Here is a 24,153-nt window from a genome sequence, read left to right on the forward strand (position 1 = left end):
GTCCCGCCGCCGTGTCAGGCGTTCTTGATCGCCGAGATGTCGAAGTTCAGCTTGATCTTGTCGGAGACGAGGACGCCGCCGGTCTCCAGCGCGGCGTTCCAGGTCAGGCCCCACTCGGAGCGCAGGATCTCGGCCTTGCCCTCGAAGCCGGCGCGCTCGTTGCCGAACGGGTCCTTCGCGGAGCCGTTGAACTCCAGGTCGATGCTGAGCGGCTTGGTCGTGCCCAGGATCGTCAGGTCACCGGTGATGCGGTAGTCGTCGCCGCCCAGCGCCTCGGCGGACGTCGAACGGAACGTCATCGTCGGGAACTCGTCGATCTTGAAGAAGTCGGCGCTCTTCAGGTGGCCGTCACGGTCGGCGTTGCCCGTGTCGATGCTGGCCATCTGCACGTCGAACGACGCGGTGGACTTCGCCGGGTCCGAGCCGTCGAGGTGCAGCTCACCGGTGAAGTCCGTGAAGCTGCCCTTCACGTTGGTCACCATGGCGTGCCGGGCGACGAAGCCGAGCGTGGTGTGCGCGGGGTCGACCGTGTAGTCGCCGGTGACGGCGGCCAGGTCCGGGCCGACCGCGGCGGGGGTGCCGGCGGCGCTGTCGGTGGTCTCGTTCTTGCGGCCGAAGATGCCCATGACGTGCTCCTTGGGGACGGTCGGCACGGTGGGTGCCGGGTGATGTTGAAAGTTGAACCATCAACTGAGGGAGACTCTAGCGCGGTGATGTTCAACTTTCAACATCAAGCGCAGCGTGTCTCTCCGATTACACCCGGTGGATCCGGGAGGCGCTCTTCCGGACGCGCGTAGAACACGGCACCATCTCCTTGCTCCACCTGCACCACAGCCGTCTCACAGTCAGCACGGTCAACAGCAGGAAGGAATCCCCCATGCGCATCCGCTCAGCGCTCACCGCGCTCGCGCTCACCACCGGCGCCCTCGTCGCGCCCGGCTTCGGCGTCCTCGCCACCGCGACCGACGCCTTCGCCGCCACCAAGATCAGTCACGCCACCGCGACCTCGATGTTCAGCTCGGTCGGCATCACCTGGTCGTCCTCGGGCGGCTGCTCGAACCGCAACAACTCCACCTGTACGTCGTTCGATCAGCTCAACCTCGCCACGGCCCAGGGTGCCCAGACCCTGAAGAAGGCCACCGGCTGCGCCCTCAACATCACCGGCGGCACCGAGACCGGCCACGCGAGCGGCACGTACTCGCACTGGAACGGCTACAAGCTCGACTACGGCAAGAACACCTGCGTCACCAACTACATCAAGGGCACCTTCACCTACATCGGCCTGCGCGGCGACGGCGCTCCCCAGTACAAGTCGGGCTCCGGCAACATCTACGCCGACGAGGGCAACCACTGGGACGTCCTCTACTACAACTGCGGCGGCTGCTGAGCCGGCGCGCACGCAGGGCTAGCGCGCGGCGAGACGCTCCATGAGGGCGGCGCCGCGCGCCAGCAACTCCCGCTCCTGGTCGGTGAGTTCGGCCTCGATGGCCTGGGCGAGCCAGCCGGCCCGGCGGCCGCGCTCGGTCTCGAGCGCGGCCCGTCCGGCGTCCGAGAGCTCCACCAGGGACTTGCGCCCGTCCGTGGGGTGCGGGCGGCGGGTGATCAGCCCCTGCTCCATCAGCAGGCCCACGGCGCGGGCCATCGACTGGGGGCGCACGCGCTGGTCCGTGGCGAGGTCGCTGGTGGTCATGGCGCCGTCGCGGTCGAGCGCGCCGAGCACAGCGACCTGCCCGAGCGGGATCCGGTCCTCGTGCTTCACGCGCCGCGTGAGCTTGCCCATCGCGGTACGCAGTTCGGCGGCGACGGCGGCGGATTCCGGGGTGGGCATACGGCACCTTAACCCGCCGGTATCCGGCGCGACCGCCGATCTGACCTGCGCAGGCGTGCTGTGCGGCGCGGGCCCTGGAGAAGTAGACAGCAGAACTGAACAGCAATGCTGTAGAGTTTTCCTCGGTCGGGCCCAGCGCCAGCGTCGTCGCAGCCGGGGCCCGGCACGCGACCACGCGAAGGAACTCCCATGCCCGCACCGGCAGCCGGACCCACCACCATCAGCACCGTCACCGCCCGCGCCGTCCTCGACAGCCGCGGCAACCCCACCGTCGAGGTCGACGTCGTCCTCGCCGACGGATCCCTGGGCCGCGCCGCGGTCCCCTCCGGCGCCTCCACGGGCGCCCGCGAAGCCGTGGAACTGCGCGACGGCGAACCGCGCCGCTGGCACGGCAAGGGCGTCGACCGGGCCGTCGCCCACGTGAAGGAGGAGATCGCGGCCGCCGTCACCGGGCGCGACGCCGACGACCAGGCCGGCCTCGACGCCGCCCTCGTCGCCCTCGACGGCACACCGGCCAAGTCCCGGCTCGGCGCCAACGCGCTGCTCGGCGTCTCCCTCGCCGCCGCCAAGGCCGCCGCGGCCGCCCACCGTCTGCCCCTGTACCGCTACCTCGGCGGCTCCGACGCCCGCGTCCTGCCGATGCCGATGATGAACATCGTCAACGGCGGCGCCCACGCCGACAATCCGCTGGACTTCCAGGAGTTCATGATCGCGCCGGTCGGCGCGGCGACCTTCGCCGAGGCCGTCCGGATGGGCTCCGAGGTCTTCCACACGCTGCGCCGCGACCTGCTCGCCGCCGGCCACTCCACCGGCGTCGGTGACGAGGGCGGCTTCGCGCCCGCGCTGCGTACGGCCGAGGAGGCGCTCGACTTCGTCATGGCCGCGATCGAGCGCACCGGCTACCGGCCGGGCGCGGACATCGGGCTCGTCATGGACCCCGCGTCGTCGGAGTTCTACCGCGACGGGGTGTACGCGTACACGGGCGAGGGGGTCCGCCGCACCTCGGCCGAGCAGGTCGACTACCTGGCCGGGCTGATCGACGCCTACCCCGTCCTGTCCGTCGAGGACCCGATGGCGGAGACCGACCTCGACGGCTGGCGCGAGCTGACCGCCCGGGTGGGGGACCGCTGCCAGCTCACCGGCGACGACGTGTTCTGCACGAACGAGGCGCTGGTCAAGGAGGGCATCCGCACGGGTGTCGGCAACGCGGTCCTCGTCAAGGTCAACCAGATCGGCACGCTCACCGAGGCGCTCGGCACGGTCTCCGCGGCCCGCCGGGCCGGCTGGGCCGCGGTCATCTCGCACCGCTCCGGCGAGACGGAGGACACCACGATCGCGGACCTGGCGGTCGCCACGGGCTGCGGCCAGATCAAGACGGGCTCCCTGTCCCGCTCCGACCGCACGGCCAAGTACAACCGCCTCATCAGGATCGAGGAGGAGTTGGGGGCCGCGGCGATCTACATCTCACGCCCCTCCGGCGACCGAGGAGCGGAGTCCGGGGCGGAGCCCCGTGGCGGCGACTTGGACTAACCGGAACCACTTCTTGGACTGCCAACCCGGTTGAAGGCCGACGCCGTTGACCCGAGGCACCCGCCACGGATACCCAGAGCGGCATGTCCCGAAGATCCCGCGCCACCCAGGCCCTGCTCCTGGCGGCAGCCACCGGCATCGCGCTGGCGTCCCCCGCCACGGCGAAGGAGGACCAGGACGAGGCCCCCGGCCTCGTCCTGACCTCCCCGCGGCTCACGGTCACCGTCGCCGACGACTTCCCCCGAGTCCTGTCCTACGCCGACGCGTCCGGCGCCCGCCTCCTCGGCAGCACGCACGCCGTCACCGAGGTCACCCTCAACGGCAGGGCGTACCCGGTCCGCCTCAAGGCCGCGCCCGAGGTCACCGGGTCCACGGCCGCGTACACGCTCACCTTCCCCGATCTCCCGGACGTGGAGCTCGACGCCACCCTCGGCGTCTCGGGCCGGACGACGACGTTCAAGGTCACGGCCGTCCGCGACACGACCGCCTTCCGTGTCGGGACCATCGACATCCCGGGCCACGACCTCGTGTCCGTGGGCAGCGCCGACGGCGGCGCGGAGACCGCCTTCACCAAACTGGACCCGGACTCCACCCGCACCGCGGACGTCTTCGGCAAGGTCACCGCCGGCACCCCCGCGGAGCAGGCCGCGACCGGCGCCGCGTACGTCCTCGTCAACACCGGGAAGCTCGCGGCGGCCGTCGAGTCGAACTCCGCGTACGACAAGCCGAGCGGGGCGACGAACGGCGACGACGCCCGCTTCTGGCACCAGGCCCGCAAGGACGCCGACGGCGGTACCCGGGTCGGCGTCTGGTCCGGCCAGTGGACGTACCGCGGCGCCGGGTCCCCGGCCGCCGCCACCGGCAAGGACCTGCCGTGGGCCAAGGTCGTCGTCACGCCCGACGCGAACGGTGACGGCGCCGTCGACTGGCAGGACGGCGCGGTCGCCTTCCGCTCCATCGGCATCCGGGCCAAGGGGAGCGAGGACACGGCCGACCGGGTCGTCACCCATATCCCGTTCAACTTCGCGAGCCAGGCCCAGCACCCGTTCCTGCGCACCCTCGACGACGTGAAGCGGATCTCCCTCGCCACCGACGACCTGGGTCAGTTCGCCCTGCTCAAGGGGTACGCGTCCGAGGGCCACGACTCCGCGCACCCCGACTACGGCGGCACCATCAACCGGCGGGCCGGCGGCCTGAAGGACCTCAACAAGCTGCTGAGGACCGGCAAGAAGTACGGCGCCGAGTTCGGCGTCCACGTCAACGCCACCGAGGCGTACCCGGTGGCGAAACACTTCAGCGACAAGCTCATCGACCCCAAGTCCCCCGGCTGGAACTGGCTCGACCAGAGCTACTACATCGACCAGCGCCGCGACATCACCAGCGGCGACCTCGCCGCCCGCTTCAAACAGCTGCGCGACGAGACCGACAAGAACCTCACCACGGTCTACGTCGACGTGTACTACACCCACGGCTGGATCGCCGAGCAGACCGCCAAGGCCATCAACGGCCAGGGCTGGAACATGGCCACCGAGTGGGCCGACAAGTTCGAGCGGCAGTCCCTGTGGTCGCACTGGGCCAACGACCTCGACTACGGCGGCGCCACCAACAAGGGCCTCAACTCGAAGATCATCCGGTTCATCCGCAACAGCGAGAAGGACGTCTGGAACAACGACCCGGTCCTTGGCCAGAGCGCCCTCGTCGACTTCGAGGGCTGGACCGGCGAGAACGACTGGAACGACTTCTACGCCAACATCTGGCAGCGCGACCTGCCCGCCAAGTACCTCCAGCACCAGCAGATCACCCGCTGGGACGGCAACGACATCACCTTCACCGGCGGCCTGCGCGGCACCGTCGAGGACGGCCGGCGCACCTTCTACGACCACGACCGCAAGGTCCTCGACGGCGACAGCTACCTGCTCCCGTGGGACGGCGGAAAGAAGCTGTACCACTACAACAAGCAGGGTGGCAGCAGCAGTTGGGTCGTGCCCCGGGGCTCGTACACCGTCTACAAGCTCACCGGCAACGGCCGCGTGAAGACCGGCACGGTCCGCACCGGCGCCGACGGCAAGGTCACCCTGAAGTCCGCCGCCGGTCAGCCCTACGTCCTCTACCGGTCCGGTGACACACCCCGCGCCGCCGACCCCGCCTGGGGCGAGGGCACCGGCCTGACCGACCCCGGCTTCAACGACGCCCGCCTCACGGGATGGGACAAGAGCGGCACCGTCGCGCGCGACACGGACGCCAATGGCCGCAACAGCGCGGCGCTGAGCGGGACCGGCGCCGCCTCGATCGCCCAGCGGATCACGGGACTTGAGCCCGGGAAGCGCTACACCGCCTCCGCCTGGGTCGAGGTCGCGCCAGGAAAGACGCGCCGCACGACCCTGAGCGCGGGCGGCGCCTCCGTGGGCATCGACCGCTCCACGCTGCCCGACACCATGGCCGCGAGCGACTGGCACGGCACGAACATGCAGCGCGTGAAGGTCAACTTCACCGCGCCCGCGCACGGCGCCCCGGCCCTGCGCCTGGCGACGGCGAAGGACCCGGACGCCGCGAAGGTCCGGGTGGACGACATACGTGTCGTGCGCAACGCCCCGGCCACCCGCCCCGGCACGGTCGTCCACGAGGACTTCGAGGACGTCGACCAGGGCTGGGGGCCCTTCGACAAGGGCGACGCGGGCGGCGTCACCGACCCGCGCACCCACATCGCGCAGAAGAACTCCCCGTACACACAGGCCGGTTGGAACGGGAAGCTCGTCGACGACGTCATCGGCGACGGCGAGTCCCTCAAGTCGCACGAGGAGAACGACGGCGTCGTCTACCGCACCTCGCCCGCGTCCGTCCCGATGAAGGACGGGCACGCGTACCAGGTCGACTTCGCCTACCAGTCGAGCCACGCCGGCGCCTACCAGTGGATCAGCGGCTACGACCGCGGCGACGACGCCGTCGAAACCGCCGCCGTCCCCGTAGGGGAGCAGCGCACCACCGGCCGTCTCACCACCACCGTCACCGCGGGCTGCGGCGACACCTGGACCGGACTGCGCAAGCTGCCCGGCGCCCCGGACGGCGCGGACTTCGTGCTCGACGACTTCACCGTGACCGACCTCGGCCCGGCGAAGGAGCCCGCCGCCTGCGGCACGCTCGCCCTCAAGGCGGGGCAGACCCTCGAACCCGGACGGGCCAACAAGGTCGAGGCCACCTTCACCAACTACGAGAAGGACCCGGTCACGGACGCGTCCGTCACCCTCGGCCTGCCCGAGGGCTGGAAGGCGGATCCCGCCGGACCCACCGCCCTCGACCCGGTCGCCCCGGGCGCGAAGGCCACCACCGTCTGGCAGGTCACCCCGCCCGCCGACGCGACGTACCAGCCGTACGAACTGACGGCGAAGGCCGCGTACTCCGTCGGCGGCGCGCACCGGACCCTCACGGCGGTCGCCCCCGTCCGCACGCTCCCGCCGCCGCCCGCCCACGACGCCTACGCCAGCGACCTGGACTGGACGTCGGCCGAGAACGGCTGGGGGCCGGTCGAGAAGGACCTCTCCGTCGGCGAACAGGGCCAGGGCGACGGCACCCCGCTCACGATCGGCGGAGTCTCCTACGCCAAGGGCCTGGGCACCCACGCACCCGCCCAGGTCCGGTACTACCTCGGCGGGCAGTGCACGTCCTTCACCGCGGAGGTCGGCGTCGACGACGTCCAGGCCGGCCGGGGAAGTGTGCAATTCTCGGTGGTGGCCGACGGCGCCGAGAAGGTGAAGTCGCCCGTCCTCAAGACCACCGACCAGGCGTGGTCGCTCAGTGCCGACGTCACCGGCGCCGCGTACGTCGACCTGATCGTCGGCGACGCCGGCGACGGCAACGGCAACGACCACGCGGACTGGGGGAGCGCCCGGTTCCGCTGCGGAGTGTGACCGGCCTCTCACGCGCCACCTTTGTGTGACCCCTACAACGCGACGGGGCCCTGAGCAGTAACTTCGGCTGTACGACGCCGCGGTTCTGTTCGGGGCTACCAGGAAAACGGGCCGGAGACTGTACAGAGTCGACGGCCCGTTTTCCTTGGTCGCTTTCGTAAGGTCACTACATGACCGTTTTGGACGACACCGCCTCCACCCCCGGGGACGAGCCCACCGACGCCCGCGGGCGGGTGGCCGAGCTGCACGCGATCCGTGAGCAGGCCCTGCGCGGCCCGAGCGACAAGGCGACCGAGGCCCAGCACGCCAAGGGCAAGCTGACGGCGCGCGAGCGCATCGAGCTGCTCCTTGACGAGGGGTCGTTCAACGAGGTCGAGCAGCTGCGCCGGCACCGCGCGGTGGGCTTCGGCCTGGAGGCGAAGAAGCCGTACACCGACGGTGTCATCACCGGCTGGGGCACGGTCGAGGGCCGGACGGTCTTCGTGTACGCGCACGACTTCCGGATCTTCGGCGGCGCGCTGGGCGAGGCCCACGCCACGAAGATCCACAAGATCATGGACATGGCCATCGCGGCCGGTGCCCCGCTGGTCTCGCTCAACGACGGCGCGGGTGCCCGCATCCAGGAGGGCGTCTCGGCGCTCGCCGGGTACGGCGGCATCTTCCAGCGCAACACCAAGGCGTCCGGTGTCATCCCGCAGATCAGCGTGATGCTCGGCCCGTGCGCGGGCGGCGCGGCCTACAGCCCCGCCCTCACCGACTTCGTGTTCATGGTCCGTGAGACCTCGCAGATGTTCATCACGGGCCCGGACGTGGTCAAGGCCGTCACCGGCGAGGAGATCACCCAGAACGGTCTGGGCGGCGCCGACGTGCACGCCGAGACCTCGGGCGTGAGCCACTTCGCCTACGACGACGAAGAGACCTGCATCGCCGAGGTCCGCTACCTGCTGTCGCTGCTCCCGCAGAACAACCGGGAGAACCCGCCGACGGTGGACTCGGACGACCCGGCGGACCGCCGCAGCGACGTGCTGCTCGACCTGGTCCCGGCCGACGGCAACCGCCCCTACGACATGGCCAAGGTCATCGAGGAGCTCGTCGACGACGGCGACTACCTGGAGATCCACGAGCGCTGGGCGCGCAACATCATCTGCGCCCTGGCCCGCCTCGACGGCCAGGTCGTCGGTATCGTCGCCAACCAGCCGCAGTCGCTGGCCGGCGTCCTGGACATCGAGGCCAGCGAAAAAGCTGCCCGGTTCGTCCAGATGTGCGACGCTTTCAATATCCCCATCGTGACCCTCCTCGACGTGCCGGGCTTCCTTCCCGGGGTCGACCAGGAGCACGGCGGGATCATCCGGCACGGCGCCAAGCTGCTGTACGCGTACTGCAACGCCACCGTGCCGCGGATCTCGCTGATCCTTCGCAAGGCGTACGGAGGTGCGTACATCGTCATGGACTCGCAGTCCATCGGCGCCGACCTCACCTATGCCTGGCCGACCAACGAGATCGCCGTGATGGGCGCCGAGGGCGCGGCCAACGTGATCTTCCGCCGTCAGATCGCCGAGGCCGAGGACCCCGAGGTCATGCGCACCCGCATGGTCAAGGAGTACAAGGCCGAGCTGATGCACCCCTACTACGCGGCCGAGCGCGGCCTGGTCGACGACGTCATCGACCCCGCCGAGACCCGCGAGGTGCTGATCAGGTCGCTGGCGATGCTGCGCACGAAGCACGCCGACCTGCCGTCCCGCAAGCACGGCAACCCGCCGCAGTAAGCGGCCCCGGACCACACGATCTTTCCCATCTGACCGAGGAGACCTGCCGCAATGTCGACTCCTGACATCCGCGTCGAGAAGGGCCACGCCGAGCCCGAGGAGGTCGCGGCCATCACCGCGATCCTGCTGGCCCGCGCCGCCACCCCGCCGGCCGCGCCCGCCCGGGGCCGCGACAAGGCCGGCTGGCGCCGCCTGGAGCGCCAGCACGGCTTCCGTGCCCCGCACTCCTGGCAGGGCTGACCCCGCCTCGCACCGGCGCGCACGACCTGCGGAAGTGGGCCCCGTCCTTTCGGACGGGGCCCACTTCTTCGTGTGTCAGGGGCTCACTCAGTCGAACTCGCCGTGCAGCGCCCCGAGTTTGAACGCCTCCCATTCGTGGGCGGTGAAGCGCAGGACGAGCCCGCGCGGGTCCGCCGGGTTACGCATCGCCACCCCTCCGTCCCGGAGTGCGGCGATCTCCACGGGGCCGCCCGCAGGGCTGCCCGGGGCGCTTCGCCACTGGGCGTCGGAGAGATCGAGGGAGTACAGCAGTTCCTTTTCCCGGTCGAGACCGGTGGAAGGGCTGTCCGTTGTCCGCGTACTCATAGCGACAAGGCCCCCGAGTTGACGCCTGAAACAAATGCTCGCCAGGCCGGCGATTCGAAGATGATCGCTCCGGACTCCCGGTTCTTGGTGTCACGGATCGCACGCCTTTCTGATGAAAGCTCGGCGTGTTCGACACATCCGTTGGATGCGCCGCTGAAAGTGCTCTTGTGCCACACCGCTGACCCGATTTCGAGGTGCGTTGCGGTGGGTGCGGAAGTGGGGGGCATCACAACCCGCTTTCTTGCTTGATTCGGTCATTGATGTACCGGCGGGACTGTGCCGGCGAAAGCGCGGCAGCTGTCAGGTCGTCCCACGCCTTGGTGTACATCTCCACGTCGGGGCGTTGCTCGAGGAGCGTGCCCCCGGTCATGTGCTCCAGCCATGCCACCTGTACCGGAGGCTCTCCGCGCATGGTGAAGAGCGTGTACGGAGCGTACTGCGCGAGGGGCAAGGTTATGTCCAGGGGCAGGACCTGGAGGGTGACATTCGGCAACTCACCTGTTTCCATCAGGTGTTCGAACTGTTCACGGATCAACGTCCGTGGCCCGGGTATCCGGTGCAGCGCGGGTGTGTCGATGACCACTCTCAGGCGGAATTCTGCAGCTCCGCTGAGCAGATCCTTGCGCTTCATTCGAGTATTCACAAGGGGTTCGACCCGATCCGCTTCCGCCCCTGCGGTGAATATCTCGCGCATATATGCCTCTGTCTGGAGCAGTCCCGGCAGCACCGATGGCTCGAAAGAGCGAACGAGTGAGGAATCCGCTTCCAGGGTCAAGTAATCGCGCAAGTCGTCGCTGAGCAGCGGCCCTTGGCCGGACCACCAGTCGACCTTGTGGACGTCCTTGGCCAGCCGCTTGAGGTTCGTCCGCTGCCGGTCGTCCACAACTCCGTACAGGTTGAGCAGAGTTGTCAGATCGAGTTGGCGTATGCCTCGTTTGCCCGTCTCGATCTGACTGATCTTCGGCTGTCCGCACTCGAGTGCCAGGGCCGCGTCGTTGACCTTCAGGCCGGCATCGGTGCGCAGTCGGCGCAGCTCGGCTCCGAGCCGGCGGCTGCGCATCGTGGGCATCTCGCTCTGGGACATGGCCACATGATGTCCCGCGCCTTCTGGCCACACAACTGTCATATGCCTTCCCATCGCATCGGCATAGTACTCGTGCGTAATACTTGCCTACGGAATACTTTCGACGCCATGCTGTTCGAGCAACGTCCTTTGCCCACAAGCGAGTTGACCGCTACGCAACCCCCGGAGGGGTAATGCCGGACCAGCCAACGGATGAGGTCGACGTCATCGACGTGATCGATCGGCCGTGCGCGATCCGTATGGAGTACAGCCCGCACCGCCTGGAGCAGATCCGCAGGATCGTGGGGTCCCGCCTGCGGCGTTGGGGTCTGGAGAAGCTGGTGTACGACACCTCGTTCGTGGCGACGGAGCTGTGCAGCAATGTGCGGCACTGCGACGACGGCGTGTTCGAGTTCGTCATACGCCGTACCGACGACGGTGTCCGTCTGGAGGTGGCGGACTCGTCGCCCGACCTCGTGGTCATCCCCACCGAGCCGCCGGACCTCTTCGAGACCGGCGGGCGGGGCCTGTTCCTGGTGGCCGCCCAGGCCTCCGCGGTCGGCATGACGCCGACGCCCACCGGCAAGGTGGTGTGGGCCGAGCTGGCTCTCGGAGACGTCGACGCGGGCGCGTCCGGCTGACGGAGCCGACGCCGCGCGGGCCCTCGGGAGAGGGCCGTACGCCACCGTCACCGACGGCCTTCGGGCCGACGGGGGCGGTGGCGTTGTCGTGTCTCTGTGCGTATGCATCCGAATCCTCTGCGTGGTCGTTCTCGGGCGTGCGGAATCGCGGCCGCCCGGGCGGTGCGCCCGGTGCGGGCCGATGTGCGGACAGATCCCCGCGGACCGGCCGTACGCGCCCTGGAGGGCCCGTACGGGGCTGTCGGAGCCGGACGGGCGCGAGGGGCGGGCGGTATCCGCGCGCCGGGCCCGGTGAGGGGGCGGCGCGGAGGGTGGGGCCCGTCCTCGCGACCGGTCCGGGATCGACCGGTGACGCGGGTGTGGACGCGACCCGGGGACACGCTCGATCCCGCTCCGTGTCGACGGAGCCGTGTGTCCGGTGGGTGCGTCCGCGCCGGGGGCCTGGGCGCGCCTTCCGCGACGTGCGGAAGGTGTGGCGGGGGCTCTTGGCGCCGGATGGGCCGCCAGGAGGTCCCGGGGCGGTACGGGCGTCGCCGGGTACCGGGGCGCCGCCGAACCGTCAGGGTGCGGGTGCGGGCCGAAGCCCACCCTGCGGGCCCGTCAGGGGTGTGCGGTCTCCGTCACGAGACAGGAGAGCTTGCGGATGCCGCGGTGCGCGGCCGTGCGGACGGCACCGACACGCTTGCCGAGGATGCCGGCCGCCCGCTTGGCGTCGAGTCCGACGACGGCCAGCAGCATCACCGCCTCCGCCTGCTGCTGCGGGAGCTGGGCCACGAGGGCCATCGCCCGCTCGGTCCCGATGGTGCTCAGGGCCTGCTCGGACGTGTCGTCCGGCGCGGGCCGCTCCAGGATCTTGGTCATGTCCTCGGTGGACTCGGGGCGGCGCTTGTGCCAGCGGATGTGGTCCAGCGCCCTGTTGCGCACGATCCGGTTGCACCAGCCGTGGAAGCCCGCGCCGTCACCCCGGAACTTGTGCAGGTCCCGGGCGATCTGGAACCAGCTGTCCGACAGCACGTCCTCCGCTTCCGTCGCGCCCACCAGGGCGCGCGCGTAGGCGAGGAGCCGGGGCTGCAGCATCTCGTAGACGGTACGGAAGGCCCGTTCATCGCCTTTCTGTGCCTCGCGGACCGCGTCGTGCAGAGGGTGCTGTTCACCCTCGCAGGCGGTGTGCGTTGTCTCTGGCCTTGGACTCGGGGGCCGTGCGGGTCGCGCGATGGCGGCACCGACTCTGGTGGCCCTGGTGCCCGAGTGGGACAAGCTCATCGGGTGGCTCCGCTTCCTGCTCTCAATTCGCCCGGAGTTGGGCGGGCACGGCACATCGTCCCGCCCCTAATAGGTCAGCGCGAGAGCCAGCGAAATCATCACTGTGGCAGGTATGCGGATCCGGTCAGATGTCCGCCCGGACATTGCGGACGAACTCGACCTCTAGCCAAGGGTGTTACTACGTGTACGCACTGTTGTCGAGGCAAGACGCGCTGTGAGGGGCATCGTGATTGCGGCCGGGAACACTGTCGGAGCATGGCCGAGACATGGCCGAGACATGGCTCGGCGCTTCGTGCGGTGGCACTGATCCGGAGAACGACATCGCCCCGCTGGTACACACCAGCGGGGCGAAGGTACCGGGCGAACCGCGATCCGGCTAGCGCAGGCGCGCCATCAACGCGTGTTCGACCAGAGTGATCAACGAGGACTTTGCATCCGCACGGTGTCGGGCGTCCGTCGTGATGATCGGGGTGTCCGGCCCGATCTGCAGCGCCTCACGCACCTCGTCCGGGCCGTAGGGCTGGTTGCCGTCGAAGCCGTTGAGGGCGATGACGAAGGGGAGGCCGGAGTTCTCGAAGTAGTCGACCGCGGGGAAGCAGTCGGCGAGGCGCCGGGTGTCGACGAGGACGACGGCGCCGATCGCGCCGCGTACGAGGTCGTCCCACATGAACCAGAAGCGGTCCTGGCCGGGGGTGCCGAACAGGTAGAGGATCAGGTCCTGGTCGAGCGTGATGCGGCCGAAGTCCATGGCGACCGTGGTGGTCGTCTTGTCCCCGGTGTGGGTGAGGTCGTCGATGCCGGCACTCGCCGACGTCATGACGGCCTCGGTGCGCAGCGGGTTGATCTCGGAGACGGCACCGACGAACGTCGTCTTGCCGACACCGAAGCCGCCCGCCACCACGATCTTCGCGGACGTGGTGGAGCGACTCTGAGAAGGCCCTCCGCTAGAGCTTGCGAAGTCCACTGAGCACCCTTTCGAGCAGTGTCACGTCTGGCTGGCCGCCGGCGTTCTCGTCGCCGCCGGGCTGATGAATGGCGACCAGGCCCGCCTCCGCCAAGTCGGCGACGAGAATCCTGGCCACGCCGAGGGGGATGGTGAGCAGGGCCGAGATCTCGGCCACCGACTTGATCTCCCGGCAGAGGTTGCAGATCCGCTGGTGCTCGGGCAGTTGGCCCTGCAACTGGTGCGGCTGCGCGGTGGTGTGCACCAGCGCCTCGATGGCGAGCTGGTAGCGCGGCCTGGTGCGGCCGCCCGTCATGGCGTACGGGCGCACCAGGGGATTGTTCGCGGCGGCGGGCTTCGCGTCAGGACGCGGCTGCGGCTGCACAGGCTGGATGCGCGGCGCCGGCGGCTGGTCGTAGGGACCGGGCTGCCGGGTCGGCCGGGCGTGGCTCGGCGCGGAAGGGAAGTTGTACCGGTTCTGCGACCCGTCCTCACGGCCCGCGCCGGCCTGTCCCTGACCCTGGGCAGGGCCGTAGGGCGGCCAGTGGGCCGACGAACCGCTCGGGGGTGTTGCTGAACCAGACACGTACTCCTCCTCCGACTGCGCTGGGCACCATCACTGTGGAGCCGCGTCCCGAAACTTTACGGCCACGGGACGCGAAAACGCACCGCCTGTCTGTTAGTTGAGAAGGCTTCCCTGAAGCTCCGCACGCAGGTCGGGCGTGAGAACCGTGCCCGCGCGGTCGACAAGAAGTGCCATCTCGTACCCAACGAGACCAATGTCCGCCTCGGGGTGTGCAAGGACAGCGAGCGAAGAACCGTCAGAAATGGACATGATGAAGAGGAATCCTCGCTCCATCTCCACAACTGTCTGGTTCACGGCGCCGCCCTCGAAGATGCGGGACGCGCCCGCGGTCAACGAGGTCAGACCCGACGCGACAGCCGCCAACTGATCGGCGCGGTCACGGGGGAACCCTTCGGACATCGCCAGAAGGAGTCCGTCGGCGGAGACCACCACGGTGTGGGACACCCCGGGGGTGTTGTCCACGAAGTTGGTGATCAACCAGTTCAGGTTCTGTGCCGCCTGGCTCATCGGGCTCACACTAACGCTCCTGGTGGTAGGTGCTGTCAGGGCCACCGGGAAACCCGCTGTCCTGGCCGTTCATCGTCACTACGGTCACTGCTGCTCACTACTGCCTTCACTGCGCCCGCGCTGCACGCCCCGGCGCAGATTGCTCAGCCTGCCCCGCACGTCCTCGGGAGCGCGGGAGATCTGGGGACCACCCTGCGGCGTCGCCTCCGCGGTGCCCTCGACCAGGTTGGCCTTGGGCACCCGGCGCGGCAGGCCGGACGAGGTGACCCCGCCCGCCTTCGGCCGCTTCAGCGACTCCGCGCGCTCCCACCGCTCGTCGTTGGACGAGCGCCAGTTGTCGTCGGAGGCGGCCTCCGCGGGCTGGTCCTGCGCCGGTTCCTGATGCTGGGGGGCGCTGGAGCCGCGGCGCGGAAGCCCGGCGTCGGTCAGATCATGCGCGACGGAGGGGGACGGGCCGGCCGTCATTCCTGAACCGGCGGGAACGTGCGGGTCGAAGCCTACGCTCTCGCGGTCCGCCGCGTCAGCGGCCTGCGCCGATTCCGCTTCGGTGGAGTAGGACGTCTGGAAGCCGTTCTGGAAAGCGCCCTGCGCCTGCCAGTCAGCCTGCCGGACGGGCTCCTCGAAGGCGTTGTACGAGCCCCGGGGAGCTTCCGTATAACCGTCCCGCTGCGCGTGGCCGGGCTCGTACGCGCCCTGCTGGGCATCGTCGTAGGCCGTCTGCGCGGGAGCGTAGCCGTCGTACGAGATCTGCTGCCGCTCGTCGTAGACACCTTGGCCCTGATCGTCGTACGCGATCTGCTGCTGGTCGTCGTATCCGAGCTGCTGCCCGTCGTAGGCGGCCTGCTCCGCGTAGGGCTGCTGGTTCTGCTGGGACTGCTGAGCCGCGATCTCGTCCCGGAACAGCGGCCGGTCGTCCGCGGAGTCCGGGCCCTGCGTCTGCGCCTCCAGGGCCGCACGACGCTCCTCGCGCATCAGGGACCGGCCGACCGGGTCCAGCTCGCGCGCGTCGTCCGGCACGTCGTAGCGGCTGTCGTCGAAGCCGAGCTCGGCCGCCGTGCGCAGCGGTGCCTTCTCGAAGGCCGGCTGCTGCGGAATCATCGTCGAGACGGTGAACTCGGAGAACTCGGAGTCGCCCTGCTGCTGCTGGCCGCCGCCACCGTGCGTGATCACGTCCGGGAGCATGACCAGCGAGGTCGTGCCCGCCTGCTCGCCCGAGGGGCGCAGCTGGACGCGGATGCCGTGCCGGTCGGACAGCCGCCCGACCACGAACAGGCCCATGCGCTGGGAGATCGCGGCGTCCACGGTCGGCGGGTTGGCCAGCTTGTGGTTGATGTCCGCGAAGTCCTCGGCGGTGAGGCCGATGCCCTTGTCGTGGATCTCGATCATGACGCGGCCGTCGGGGAGACGGGTCGCGGTGACGCGGACCTTGGTCTGCGGCGAGGAGAACGTGGTCGCGTTCTCCAGGAGCTCGGCGAGCAGGTGCACGAGGTCGGTGACCGCGCGGCCGTGGATCTCGGCCTCCGGGACGCCCTGCAGCTCGATGCGCTCGTACTGCTCCACCTCGGAGGTGGCGGCGCGCAGCACGTCGACCAGCGGGACCGGCTGGTCCCAGCGGCGGCCGGGCTCCTCGCCCGCGAGGACCAGGAGGTTCTCGCCGTTGCGGCGCATACGGGTCGCGAGGTGGTCCAGGCGGAAGAGGTTCTCCAGCTGGTCCGGGTCGGCCTCGTTGTTCTCCAGGTCGGTGATGAGGGTCAGCTGGCCCTCGATCAGCGACTGGTTGCGGCGCGACAGGTTGGTGAAGATCGCGTTGATGTTGCCCCGCAGCAGCGCCTGCTCGGCGGCGAGCCGCACGGCCTCGCGGTGCACCTGGTCGAAGGCGCGGGCGACCTCGCCGATCTCGTCGGTCGTGGTGATCGGGATCGGCTGGACGCGGGTGTCCACGCGGCCCGGGTCGGTGCGCGAGAGCTGGTCGACCAGCGTCGGCAGCCGCTGCTCGGCCACGTCGAAGGCGGCGGAGCGCAGCCGGCGCATCGAGCGCGACATCTGGCGGGCCATCATCCCGGCGAGCAGGAACGCGGCGAGCAGCGCGACCACGACGGCGGCACCGATGATGACGGCTTCCTGCTTCGCGTCGGCGGCGATGCCGGAGGCCTCGGTCACGGCCTTGTCGGCGAGGTCCGACTCGATGGTGCGGTAGGCGTCGAACTTCGCGGTGTTGACCGCCCACCAGTTCTCGGGCGTCACGCCCTTCTCGGCCAGGGCGAGACGGGCGCTGGGCTGGGTGCTGGGCAGGGCCACGATGTCGCCGACCATCTCGGTGGAGTCGGCCGGCGGCGGGACGTACGAGGGGTCCTTGGCCTTGGCGGCGGCGGCCTGCTTGGCGCCGTCCGACTTCAGCTTCTTGATCGCGGCGTTGAGCTTGTCGAGGTCCTGCTGCGTACCGCCGCCCTTGTACTCCTCCAGGGCGATGCCCTCGAGGTAGGCGTAGCTGCCGAGCGCGGTGCGCTGCTTGGCGAAGCTCGTCATGGTCGGGCCCGGCTTCACCAGCAGGTGCATACCGATGGAGCGCTCCAGGGAGAGCGCCGCCTTGGTGAGCGAGATCGCGTAGACGGTGCGGCCGTAGCTGGTGATGTTTCCGGTGCCGAGGCCCAGCTCGTTGGCGAACTCCATCAGCGGGTGCTGGATGGCGACGTAGCCCTCTTCGGTCTGCACACCGTCGAGCTTCGAGGTGTAGGCGGCGGCCCGCAGCTTGCTCAGACCGCCCTCGACCTTGTTGAACTGCGCCATGCGGCGCTCCAGGCCGGCCTTGTGCGGCATGCTCTGCGCCGCGGCGTGGAAGGCGTCGGCGGCGGCGTCCGTCGCCGCGCGGGCCTTGACGACCGAAGGGTCGTTCTTCTTTCCCTGGAGCAGGGGCGCGGCGGAGATGTCGCGCTCCTGGATGAGCTGGTCGCCGTACTTCAGCGACGCCTGGACCAGACGTGCGGTGTTCTCGGCGTCCTGGGCCTCGTGCCAGGTGTCGATGGAACCCTTCACCTGGAAGCCGCCCATGACCAGGCCGACGACCACGGGTATGAGCAGGATCGCGTTCAGCTTGGTGGGCACGCGCCAGTTGCGCGGCGACATCCGTCCGCCCGAGGGCTTCGGCGCCGCCGTCTCGGCCGGTGCGGCCTGTGCCGCTGTGCGCGGCGGCGGGGTGAAGTTGCCCCGTGCCGACGCCGGCTCGGGACTGTTCTTGCTTCGCCTCACTCGACCAACAACCTCTCGGCGTCGGCACCTACGTTGTGCCGCTGTATGTCTCCAGGCCCGTTCTTACTGGGCAGTTCAGCGCATTCCAGCACGTCAGGAGGTGCACTTCCAAACAGTCGGAACCGGAAGCTCCGCGTGATGTATGCCCTAGATAAAACGGTCATAAAGAGCGAGCCCCGCCAAAAGGCGGGGCTCTTGTGAGCACAGTGGAACCGGCTGTGCGCGACGTGTGTCGGCGTCCCCGGAATTCTCTGTCGAAACGTTATGAACACAGCGGCCCCGCGTGTCAAAGGCCACAGGAGCCGCTGAACGGACTGGAACAACTGCCGTACGAATCTGGCCACTTGGTGGCCGAGTTCCGACTGCTTCTGTCTACTTGAGCCGGGCCATCAGTGCGTGCTCCACCAGCGTGATCAGCGCACTCTTTGCATCCGCACGGTGTCGGGCGTCCGTCGTGATGATCGGGGTGTCCGGCCCGATCTGCAGCGCCTCACGCACCTCTTCGGGGTTGTACGGCTGGTGCCCGTCGAAGCCGTTCAGCGCGACGACGAAGGGGAGGCCGGAGTTCTCGAAGTAGTCGACCGCGGGGAAGCAGTCGGCGAGGCGCCGGGTGTCGACGAGGACGACGGCGCCGATCGCGCCGCGTACGAGGTCGTCCCACATGAACCAGAAGCGGTCCTGGCCGGGGGTGCCGAACAGGTAGAGGATCAGGTCCTGGTCGAGCGTGATGCGGCCGAAGTCCATGGCGACCGTGGTGGTCGTCTTGTCCCCGGTGTGGGTGAGGTCGTCGATGCCGGCACTCGCCGACGTCATGACGGCCTCGGTGCGCAGCGGGTTGATCTCGGAGACGGCACCGACGAACGTCGTCTTGCCGACACCGAAGCCACCGGCCACCACGATCTTGGCCGAGGTGGTCGAACGGGGAGCGGCCCCCGTCGCCCCGTCAGAGCTTGCGAAGTCCACTGAGCACCCTTTCGAGCAGAGTCACGTCCGGCGCACCGCCGTTGTTCTCGTCGCCGCCCGGCTGATGGATCGCGACGAGGCCGGCCTCGGCCAGGTCCGCGACGAGGATCCGGGCCACCCCGAGCGGCATCGACAGCAGGGCCGACACCTCCGCCACCGACTTCACCTCGCGGCACAGGTGGCAGATGCGCTGGTGCTCGGGCAGCAGCGTCATCAGGGCCGCCGGGTCGGCGGTCGTGGAGACGAGCGCCTCGATGGCCAGCTGGTAGCGCGGCCGGGTCCGGCCGCCGGTCATCGCGTACGGGCGGACCAGCGGCTGGTCGCCCTCATGACCGTAGGCGGCGTGTGCGGCTGCACTGCCGTACGGATCGTGAGGAGCGGTGGGCGGGGTCATGGATCCTCCGGGCGGGACGGCAGGGCGGGGGCCTGCCGTCTGAGGGTGGGCCGGTGGGGGGATTGTGACGGCCGTACGGTGACGGGACGCAGATCGGAAGGGGATTACGTGACTTCTCTGGATTCTGGGGCTGATGGTGCGCCAGACTTCAGGTGTGGCCGGGGTTACCGGCCGTCACCCCGGTCAGTGCAGCAGGCTGCCCTGCAGCTCGGCGCGCAGATCAGGCGTGAGCACGGCGCCCGCCCGGTCGACGAGGAGCGCCATCTCGTACCCGACGAGGCCGATGTCGCAGTCCGGGTGCGCGAGCACGGCGAGAGATGATCCGTCGGAGACGGACATGATGAAGAGAAAGCCGCGCTCCATCTCCACGACCGTCTGATTCACCGGCCCGCCCTCGAAGATTCTCGAGGCCCCCGCCGTCAGCGAGGTCAGACCCGACGCCACGGCCGCCAGCTGGTCCGCGCGGTCACGCGGAAAGCCCTCGGACATCGCGAGCAGCAGACCGTCCGCGGACACCACGACGGTGTGGGAGACCCCCGGCGTGTTGTCCACGAAGTTGGTGATCAACCAGTTCAGGTTCTGTGCCGCCTGGCTCATCTGGCTCAACTAACGCTCCTGCTGGTGAGTGGGGCGGGGGTAGCTGCCGGTCTGACCGGTGCCACCGGCCTGCCGGCCCTGCTGGATGCCCCTACGGAGATTGGTCAGCCGTCCCCGCACGTCGTCGGGCGCGCGCGAGACCTGAGGACCGGTCTGGTTCTGCTGCTCCTGGGCCGTGCCCGCCACGAGGTTCGCCCGGGGCACACGACGCGGCAGACCCGACACGGTGACGCCGCCCGCGGCGGGCTTGCGCACCCGCTCGGCCTGACGCATCAGCTCGTCGTTCGGGGACTGCCGCCAACTGGCCTGGTTCTGGCCGGAAGTGGGGGAGGCGGGCGCCGGTCGCGCGGGCGCCGCCGGGGCCTGTGCCTGCGGACGCTGCGGAGCCTGCTGCTGCGGGGCCGCCTGCTGGGCGCCGCGCTGCGGCAGGGACCGGGCCTGCTGCCCGTACTGCGCATCCTGGCTCTGACCCTGGGGCCGGCCCTGAGCCTGCGCCTGGCCCTGGCCCTGCTGCTGACCGTGGAACCAGTTGGTCTCCAGCGTGTCGTACAGCGGCGTGCGGCCGTCACCCGCATCGGTGGCCGGCGGCAGGTAGTCCTGCTGCGGCTGCGCCGGGATGCTCTGGTCCTGCGCCGGGCGCTGTACGGGCGGGAAGTCCTGCCCGCCGCCGCGCTGCCGCGGAGCCGCCGGACGCTCGTACTGACCGGTGCCCTGGGGCTGCCCGTACTGGCCGGTGCCCTGGGGCTGCCCGTACTGGCCCGTGCCGGACGGGTCCTGCGGACGCGCGTACTGGCCCGTGCCGGACGGGTCCTGGGCACGCTCGTACTGGCCGGTCGTCGACGGATCCTGCGGACGCTCGAACTGGTCGGTGCCGGACGGGTTCTGACGGTTCGGCAGACCGTTGTCCCGGAAGCCGCCCGCACCCGCGGCCGGCCCCCCGTTCCCGTTCGGTACGGCACCGAAGACATCGGGGCGCACGAACTGACCGGTGCCCTGGCCCTGGCCCTGGTTCTGGTCCTGGCCGGACCGGGGCGCAGGCGGCGGCGCGTCGTAGTCGGGGCGCGCGAACTCGGCCGTGGAGCCAGGACCCTGACGATCGTCCCGGACCGCCGGGAACTGCGCCGTCGAGTCCGGCTCGTCGTGACCGCGCGGCGCGTCGAGGTGCGGCTGCGCGTTCTCGTCGCTCCAACTCGGCACGCGCGGCTGCGGGTTGCCGCCCGGCAGCTCGGCACGCGGACCACCGCGCGGCGGCAGCACCGGACGTCGGCCCTGCTGCTCGGCCGGGTCGTTGTGGGTGCGCTGCTGCGGCGGCACGGGACCCTGACCGGCGCCGTTGAAGACACCGGTACCCGGGCCGGTCGGGGCCTGCGGGTTCTGGGCACGAGCCGGCTGCGGGCGCTGCGGCGCCTGCGGGTTCAGTGGACCGCGCTGCTGCCCCGGGTCGCGCGGACCCTGCGGGTTCTGCGGGCCCTGCGGGTTCTGGGAGCCGCCGTCCCGGGCGGGCAGCGCCGCGCGCGGACCGCCGCCACCGGCACCGACCTGCGGCCGCGCCGCACCGGGCCCGGCACCGAGCCGGCCCGCGGCGCCACCACCGGCACCCGGCGTGACACCGCGCCGCGCGCCTGCGGCACCGGCGGAGGCCTGCGCAGCGGCCGGACCGCCGCCGGGGCCACCCTGACCGGGGAGCTTCTTGCCCTGGGCGACGTCCACGGGAAGCATGACCAGCGCGGTCGTGCCACCGGAGTCCGAGGGACGCAGCTGGATACGGATGCCGTGGCGCTGCGACAGACGACCGACCACGAACAGACCCATGCGGCGGGAGACCGACACGTCCACGGTGGGCGGCGACGCGAGCCGCTCGTTGATCGCGGCGAGGTCCTCGGGGGAGAGGCCGATACCGGTGTCGTGGATCTCGATCAGCACACGGCCGTCGGGCAGCGCGTGACCGGTGACCTTCACCTTGGTCTGCGGCGAGGAGAACGAGGTCGCGTTCTCCAGCAGCTCGGCGAGCAGGTGCACGAGGTCGTTGACGACGCGGCCGGCGACCTCGGTCGCGGGCACGGCGGCGAGCTCGATCCGCTCGTACTGCTCCACCTCGGACGCGGCGGCACGCAGCACGTCGACGAGCGGCACGGGCCGGGTCCACCGGCGGCCCGGCTCCTCACCCGCGAGGACGAGGAGGTTCTCACCGTTACGGCGCATGCGGGTCGCGAGGTGGTCGAGCTTGAACAGCGAGGAGAGCTGGTCCGGGTCGGCCTCGCGCGACTCCAGCTCGGAGATGAGCGAGAGCTGGCGCTGGATGAGGCCCTGGGAGCGGCGCGAGAGGTTGGTGAACATCGCGTTGACGTTGCCCCGCAACAGGGCCTGCTCGGCGGCGAGGCGGACCGCCTCGCGGTGCACGTCGTCGAAGGCCGCGGCCACCTGGCCGATCTCGTCCCGGGAGTGCACACCGACCGACTCGACGGAGGTGTCGACGTCCTGCGGGTCCGACTCCGAGAGCTGCTTGACCAGCTCGGGCAGCCGGTCCTGGGCGACCTTGGTCGCGGTGTCCTGCAGCCGGCGCAGCGAGCGGATCATGGAGCGGGCCACGACGAACGCGCCGACGAGCGAGACGCCGAGCACGATCAGGATCAGCGCACCGTTGATGATGGCGGACTGCTCGGAGGAGTTGCGCAGCTCGCGCGCCTGCTGCTCCATCTGGTTGAGCAGCGTCAGCTCGATCTTGGACATCTCCTGGATACGGGAGCTGTCCGCGTCGACCCAGTCCTTGTAGGAGCGCTTGTCCTGGCTCCTGATGCCGTCCGTCTTGGACAGGACCCGCTCGGCGTACTTGTCCGCCGCCGTGATGGTGGCGTTGTTCTCGGTGAGCGGCTTGAGCAGTTCCTGCGCGGCGACGACGCCGTAGACGCTCTTGAAGGAGTCCAGCTGGGACGCCTGGTTGTCGTGGGCGGCGTCGGCGTACTGCCGGTCGACCTCGGTGAGCTTGCCGAACGTGGTGCTGTTCGGCGGCAGGGCCGCGGCGATGACGGCGCGCTGCTCGGAGGCGTACTCCTTGGCGGACGAGAACGCGGCGAGGGCGCGGGTGCGCTGGATCATCTCGGGGCTGCTCGTCGCCTGCGCCATGTCGGTGGACAGCGAGAGCAGCTGGTTGATGATGCGGGCGTACGCCTCGACGGTCTGCGAGGAGTTGGACTTGGTGGCGTAGGCCTCGGTGCGGATCTTCTTGAGCCGGATCAGGTCACTGGCGATCTGGACCGCGTGCTCCCGCACACCGTTCAGGCTGCCGGACTCGCTGTCGCCCTCGATGTCCGTCGTGCTCTGCAGGAACGTGGCACGGGCGCGGTCCGTCTTCTCCCGCGCCGCCTTGATGCTGAAGTCGTCCGTCGCCTTGGGGTCGTTGGACAGCGGCCCCGCCGACTGGTCGCGCTCCTCCTGGAGCGCCGACGCCAGGTCGGTGGCCTGCTTCGTCATCTCCGTCAGCAGCTTCATGTTGTCGAGCTGCTGGATGTCGTCCAGGGACTCCGCGATACGCAGGGCGCCCAGCGAGGTCGCGGCGACCACGGGCAGCGTCAGCAGAGCGACCAGGCGGGTCGAGATGCGCCAGTTGCGCAGGGCTATTCGGGGGCCGGGCCCGGTGGGCCCCTTGGCCTTGACCGAGGGAGGCGCGGGCGTGGTCGAACCGCCGGACACACCGGAGCGCCCGTCGCGCTCACCGACGTCGACGGACGCCGTGCGCCCCGGGTTCTGGGCGTGCGGGGGCTGGGAGCCGCCTGTTATCGGGCCGGTCCCGCCGCGCGGCTCCGGCTCCGCCGCAGCGCTGCCATCCCTGTTCTTACGTCCCTGCACTAGCGTCGCAACCTCTGGACCAGGCGCCCCACCCGCATGCGCGGACAGGACGGTGTCGGCGTAGTTCGAAGGGCGACCTGAAACGCCCCCCTGTTGGTCGTGAGTGACCGGCGCTGGCTCCCCCTCCCGCCGCTGCTCGACGCTGTCTCGCGCCCCTGTGCGTCGGTTCGATCCCGCGGTGGTCTCGGGAATTCCAGCACAGTGCAGGATCTCCAACAAGGCCCGAGAGACACGGCGTACCACCCGTGACCCCATGTGAGGAGGTTGTTACGAGCCGTAGAAAGTGATCTAGGGGAAACCGGGCATTCGCGGGCGTATCTGGTACGGCCAGGGGGTGTCCCAGTCGCCATGATCGGGAGCGGAATGGTGCCTTCAGTGATGCAATGTCCGTTTCACGGACGGCGCTTGGCGGCCCGAAGTGCCCCATTTGCGTGTCCACGGGTGAGCAAACTCACATGCGTCGGATCACAACTTCCCGGCTTTCGGCGGG

Annotated in this window: 20 protein-coding genes; 6 read left to right on the forward strand and 14 right to left on the reverse strand. The window is 70.0% G+C overall.

Going from position 1 to position 24,153, the window contains the following annotated elements; genetic code table 11:
* Positions 1 to 14: 14 nt before the first annotated feature.
* The gene (locus ACVHNB_RS07930) at positions 15 to 626 is read right to left on the reverse strand and encodes a YceI family protein (RefSeq protein WP_428952109.1); all 612 of its coding nucleotides are present in this window, start codon (positions 624 to 626) and stop codon (positions 15 to 17) included.
* A 251-nt stretch (positions 627 to 877) separates the two neighbouring features.
* On the opposite strand from ACVHNB_RS07930, the gene ACVHNB_RS07935 reads away from it, so the two are divergent.
* On the forward strand, positions 878 to 1,387 hold the full coding sequence (locus ACVHNB_RS07935; protein WP_428952108.1) for a hypothetical protein: 510 nt from the start codon (positions 878 to 880) through the stop codon (positions 1,385 to 1,387).
* A gap of 18 nt (positions 1,388 to 1,405) precedes the next feature.
* Here ACVHNB_RS07935 and ACVHNB_RS07940 read toward each other — a convergent pair whose 3' ends face one another.
* Positions 1,406 to 1,828: a MarR family winged helix-turn-helix transcriptional regulator gene (locus ACVHNB_RS07940; protein WP_428952107.1), complete on the reverse strand. Its 423-nt coding sequence runs from the start codon at positions 1,826 to 1,828 to the stop codon at positions 1,406 to 1,408.
* Positions 1,829 to 2,017: 189 nt separating this feature from the next.
* Between ACVHNB_RS07940 and eno the strand changes: the two genes are divergently transcribed.
* The 4 genes from eno to ACVHNB_RS07960 all read left to right on the forward strand — a co-directional run bounded on the left by eno (position 2,018) and on the right by ACVHNB_RS07960 (position 9,269).
* A complete protein-coding gene (gene eno / locus ACVHNB_RS07945) occupies positions 2,018 to 3,358 on the forward strand; it encodes a phosphopyruvate hydratase (RefSeq protein WP_428952106.1) in 1,341 nt (446 codons plus the stop codon).
* An 83-nt stretch (positions 3,359 to 3,441) separates the two neighbouring features.
* Complete coding sequence (locus ACVHNB_RS07950) at positions 3,442 to 7,263, forward strand: endo-alpha-N-acetylgalactosaminidase family protein (RefSeq protein WP_456227698.1); 3,822 nt, start codon at positions 3,442 to 3,444, stop codon at positions 7,261 to 7,263.
* 170 nt (positions 7,264 to 7,433) lie between these two features.
* On the forward strand, positions 7,434 to 9,029 hold the full coding sequence (locus tag ACVHNB_RS07955; protein ID WP_428952104.1) for an acyl-CoA carboxylase subunit beta: 1,596 nt from the start codon (positions 7,434 to 7,436) through the stop codon (positions 9,027 to 9,029).
* Between the two features lie 51 nt (positions 9,030 to 9,080).
* Positions 9,081 to 9,269, forward strand: coding sequence for an acyl-CoA carboxylase subunit epsilon (locus ACVHNB_RS07960; RefSeq protein WP_428952103.1), 189 nt, complete (start codon positions 9,081 to 9,083; stop codon positions 9,267 to 9,269).
* An 87-nt stretch (positions 9,270 to 9,356) separates the two neighbouring features.
* Here ACVHNB_RS07960 and ACVHNB_RS07965 read toward each other — a convergent pair whose 3' ends face one another.
* Genes ACVHNB_RS07965 through ACVHNB_RS07975 form a run of 3 tightly spaced genes read right to left on the reverse strand, consistent with a single transcriptional unit; the run spans position 9,357 to position 10,698 of the window.
* A complete protein-coding gene (locus ACVHNB_RS07965) occupies positions 9,357 to 9,614 on the reverse strand; it encodes a DUF397 domain-containing protein (RefSeq protein ID WP_428952102.1) in 258 nt (85 codons plus the stop codon).
* On the reverse strand, positions 9,611 to 9,841 hold the full coding sequence (locus tag ACVHNB_RS07970; RefSeq protein ID WP_428952101.1) for a DUF397 domain-containing protein: 231 nt from the start codon (positions 9,839 to 9,841) through the stop codon (positions 9,611 to 9,613). The genes ACVHNB_RS07965 and ACVHNB_RS07970 overlap by 4 nt, the downstream gene beginning before the upstream one ends.
* The gene (locus ACVHNB_RS07975; protein ID WP_428952100.1) at positions 9,841 to 10,698 is read right to left on the reverse strand and encodes a helix-turn-helix domain-containing protein; all 858 of its coding nucleotides are present in this window, start codon (positions 10,696 to 10,698) and stop codon (positions 9,841 to 9,843) included. Before ACVHNB_RS07975 ends, ACVHNB_RS07970 begins: the two co-directional genes overlap by 1 nt.
* A 173-nt stretch (positions 10,699 to 10,871) precedes the next feature.
* Between ACVHNB_RS07975 and ACVHNB_RS07980 the strand changes: the two genes are divergently transcribed.
* Positions 10,872 to 11,318, forward strand: a complete 447-nt coding sequence (locus ACVHNB_RS07980) for an ATP-binding protein (RefSeq protein WP_428952099.1) — start codon at positions 10,872 to 10,874, stop codon at positions 11,316 to 11,318.
* A gap of 600 nt (positions 11,319 to 11,918) precedes the next feature.
* Here ACVHNB_RS07980 and ACVHNB_RS07985 read toward each other — a convergent pair.
* From ACVHNB_RS07985 to ACVHNB_RS08025, 9 genes are all read right to left on the reverse strand, one after another.
* Positions 11,919 to 12,395, reverse strand: a complete 477-nt coding sequence (locus ACVHNB_RS07985) for an RNA polymerase sigma factor (protein WP_456227699.1) — start codon at positions 12,393 to 12,395, stop codon at positions 11,919 to 11,921.
* A 562-nt stretch (positions 12,396 to 12,957) separates the two neighbouring features.
* Complete coding sequence (locus tag ACVHNB_RS07990; protein ID WP_428952097.1) at positions 12,958 to 13,545, reverse strand: GTP-binding protein; 588 nt, start codon at positions 13,543 to 13,545, stop codon at positions 12,958 to 12,960.
* On the reverse strand, positions 13,526 to 14,110 hold the full coding sequence (locus tag ACVHNB_RS07995; RefSeq protein ID WP_428952096.1) for a DUF742 domain-containing protein: 585 nt from the start codon (positions 14,108 to 14,110) through the stop codon (positions 13,526 to 13,528). The genes ACVHNB_RS07990 and ACVHNB_RS07995 overlap by 20 nt, the downstream gene beginning before the upstream one ends.
* 93 nt (positions 14,111 to 14,203) lie before the next feature.
* Complete coding sequence (locus ACVHNB_RS08000) at positions 14,204 to 14,617, reverse strand: roadblock/LC7 domain-containing protein (protein ID WP_026057603.1); 414 nt, start codon at positions 14,615 to 14,617, stop codon at positions 14,204 to 14,206.
* Positions 14,618 to 14,701: 84 nt separating this feature from the next.
* Positions 14,702 to 17,863, reverse strand: coding sequence for a nitrate- and nitrite sensing domain-containing protein (locus ACVHNB_RS08005; protein ID WP_456227700.1), 3,162 nt, complete (start codon positions 17,861 to 17,863; stop codon positions 14,702 to 14,704).
* A 372-nt stretch (positions 17,864 to 18,235) separates the two neighbouring features.
* Entirely contained in the window at positions 18,236 to 18,826 is a 591-nt protein-coding gene (locus tag ACVHNB_RS08010; RefSeq protein ID WP_324775236.1) for a GTP-binding protein, read from the reverse strand.
* A complete protein-coding gene (locus ACVHNB_RS08015; protein ID WP_428952095.1) occupies positions 18,807 to 19,220 on the reverse strand; it encodes a DUF742 domain-containing protein in 414 nt (137 codons plus the stop codon). Before ACVHNB_RS08015 ends, ACVHNB_RS08010 begins: the two co-directional genes overlap by 20 nt.
* 183 nt (positions 19,221 to 19,403) lie before the next feature.
* Complete coding sequence (locus ACVHNB_RS08020) at positions 19,404 to 19,817, reverse strand: roadblock/LC7 domain-containing protein (RefSeq protein ID WP_164305831.1); 414 nt, start codon at positions 19,815 to 19,817, stop codon at positions 19,404 to 19,406.
* 9 nt (positions 19,818 to 19,826) lie between these two features.
* On the reverse strand, positions 19,827 to 23,663 hold the full coding sequence (locus ACVHNB_RS08025) for a nitrate- and nitrite sensing domain-containing protein (protein ID WP_456227701.1): 3,837 nt from the start codon (positions 23,661 to 23,663) through the stop codon (positions 19,827 to 19,829).
* Positions 23,664 to 24,153 lie beyond the last annotated feature (490 nt).

It is taken from the genome of Streptomyces sp. YJ-C3 (assembly GCF_053891275.1).

Coding starts and splice junctions, on each gene's coding strand:
- ACVHNB_RS07930 (WP_428952109.1), bottom strand. CDS start 626: ATGGGCATCTTCGGCCGCAAGAACGAGACCACCGACAGCGCCGCCGGC.
- ACVHNB_RS07935 (WP_428952108.1), top strand. CDS start 878: ATGCGCATCCGCTCAGCGCTCACCGCGCTCGCGCTCACCACCGGCGCC.
- ACVHNB_RS07940 (WP_428952107.1), bottom strand. CDS start 1,828: ATGCCCACCCCGGAATCCGCCGCCGTCGCCGCCGAACTGCGTACCGCG.
- eno (WP_428952106.1), top strand. CDS start 2,018: ATGCCCGCACCGGCAGCCGGACCCACCACCATCAGCACCGTCACCGCC.
- ACVHNB_RS07950 (WP_456227698.1), top strand. CDS start 3,442: ATGTCCCGAAGATCCCGCGCCACCCAGGCCCTGCTCCTGGCGGCAGCC.
- ACVHNB_RS07955 (WP_428952104.1), top strand. CDS start 7,434: ATGACCGTTTTGGACGACACCGCCTCCACCCCCGGGGACGAGCCCACC.
- ACVHNB_RS07960 (WP_428952103.1), top strand. CDS start 9,081: ATGTCGACTCCTGACATCCGCGTCGAGAAGGGCCACGCCGAGCCCGAG.
- ACVHNB_RS07965 (WP_428952102.1), bottom strand. CDS start 9,614: ATGAGTACGCGGACAACGGACAGCCCTTCCACCGGTCTCGACCGGGAA.
- ACVHNB_RS07970 (WP_428952101.1), bottom strand. CDS start 9,841: ATGCCCCCCACTTCCGCACCCACCGCAACGCACCTCGAAATCGGGTCA.
- ACVHNB_RS07975 (WP_428952100.1), bottom strand. CDS start 10,698: ATGTCCCAGAGCGAGATGCCCACGATGCGCAGCCGCCGGCTCGGAGCC.
- ACVHNB_RS07980 (WP_428952099.1), top strand. CDS start 10,872: ATGCCGGACCAGCCAACGGATGAGGTCGACGTCATCGACGTGATCGAT.
- ACVHNB_RS07985 (WP_456227699.1), bottom strand. CDS start 12,395: ATGCTGCAGCCCCGGCTCCTCGCCTACGCGCGCGCCCTGGTGGGCGCG.
- ACVHNB_RS08000 (WP_026057603.1), bottom strand. CDS start 14,617: ATGAGCCAGGCGGCACAGAACCTGAACTGGTTGATCACCAACTTCGTG.
- ACVHNB_RS08015 (WP_428952095.1), bottom strand. CDS start 19,220: ATGACCCCGCCCACCGCTCCTCACGATCCGTACGGCAGTGCAGCCGCA.
- ACVHNB_RS08020 (WP_164305831.1), bottom strand. CDS start 19,817: ATGAGCCAGGCGGCACAGAACCTGAACTGGTTGATCACCAACTTCGTG.